Origin of the sequence: Coprococcus sp. AM11-30B, from assembly GCF_027674365.1 — a bacterium.
Taxonomy (GTDB): Bacteria; Bacillota; Clostridia; order Lachnospirales; family Lachnospiraceae; genus Allocoprococcus; species Allocoprococcus comes.
This window is the reverse complement of the sequence record NZ_JAQDVB010000056.1, coordinates 1-1,657: the sequence shown is the minus strand read 5'-3', so window position 1 is coordinate 1,657 and position 1,657 is coordinate 1. Positions and strand designations below refer to the sequence as shown.

The following is a 1,657-nucleotide window of genomic DNA, read 5'->3' as shown; positions in this document are numbered from 1 at the left end:
TTTGTGACTGAGTGGCGGACGGGTGAGTAACGCGTGGGTAACCTGCCTCATACAGGGGGATAACAGTTAGAAATGACTGCTAATACCGCATAAGACCACAGAGCCGCATGGCTCAGTGGGAAAAACTCCGGTGGTATGAGATGGACCCGCGTCTGATTAGGTAGTTGGTGGGGTAACGGCCTACCAAGCCAACGATCAGTAGCCGACCTGAGAGGGTGACCGGCCACATTGGGACTGAGACACGGCCCAAACTCCTACGGGAGGCAGCAGTGGGGAATATTGCACAATGGGGGAAACCCTGATGCAGCGACGCCGCGTGAGCGAAGAAGTATTTCGGTATGTAAAGCTCTATCAGCAGGGAAGAAAATGACGGTACCTGACTAAGAAGCACCGGCTAAATACGTGCCAGCAGCCGCGGTAATACGTATGGTGCAAGCGTTATCCGGATTTACTGGGTGTAAAGGGAGCGTAGACGGCTGTGTAAGTCTGAAGTGAAAGCCCGGGGCTCAACCCCGGGACTGCTTTGGAAACTATGCAGCTAGAGTGTCGGAGAGGTAAGTGGAATTCCCAGTGTAGCGGTGAAATGCGTAGATATTGGGAGGAACACCAGTGGCGAAGGCGGCTTACTGGACGATGACTGACGTTGAGGCTCGAAAGCGTGGGGAGCAAACAGGATTAGATACCCTGGTAGTCCACGCCGTAAACGATGACTACTAGGTGTCGGGGAGCAAAGCTCTTCGGTGCCGCAGCAAACGCAATAAGTAGTCCACCTGGGGAGTACGTTCGCAAGAATGAAACTCAAAGGAATTGACGGGGACCCGCACAAGCGGTGGAGCATGTGGTTTAATTCGAAGCAACGCGAAGAACCTTACCTGCTCTTGACATCCCGGTGACCGGCATGTAATGATGCCTTTTCTTCGGAACACCGGTGACAGGTGGTGCATGGTTGTCGTCAGCTCGTGTCGTGAGATGTTGGGTTAAGTCCCGCAACGAGCGCAACCCTTATCTTCAGTAGCCAGCAATTCGGATGGGCACTCTGGAGAGACTGCCAGGGATAACCTGGAGGAAGGTGGGGATGACGTCAAATCATCATGCCCCTTATGAGCAGGGCTACACACGTGCTACAATGGCGTAAACAAAGGGAAGCGAGCCTGCGAGGGTAAGCAAATCTCAAAAATAACGTCTCAGTTCGGATTGTAGTCTGCAACTCGACTACATGAAGCTGGAATCGCTAGTAATCGCGAATCAGCATGTCGCGGTGAATACGTTCCCGGGTCTTGTACACACCGCCCGTCACACCATGGGAGTTGGTAACGCCCGAAGTCAGTGACCCAACCGTAAGGAGGGAGCTGCCGAAGGTGGGACCGATAACTGGGGTGAAGTCGTAACAAGGTAGCCGTATCGGAAGGTGCGGCTGGATCACCTCCTTTCTAAGGAAGAAGAAGTAAGGAAAATGTTGTCTATTGTTGAGTTATCAGTAAAGGAAGTTCTTTTCGCAGAGCTTAAAGAACAGCTTTCGTTCTAAGCTCAGAAAGACTTCGCTAAGAACTCAATACTTCTGGTGGCGATGCGGTCAGGGGACACACCCGTTCCCATCCCGAACACGATGGTTAAGACCTGATCGGCCGATGGTACTGCACTGGAGACGGTGTGGGAG

2 rRNA genes are annotated in these 1,657 nt (G+C 52.7%); both read left to right on the top strand.

Annotated features, from left to right (window positions below):
* Positions 1-1,430 (top strand): 16S ribosomal RNA (locus PGU50_RS17905); the annotation flags it as partial.
* A 127-nt stretch (positions 1,431-1,557) separates the two neighbouring features.
* Positions 1,558-1,657 (top strand): 5S ribosomal RNA (gene rrf / locus PGU50_RS17900); the annotation flags it as partial.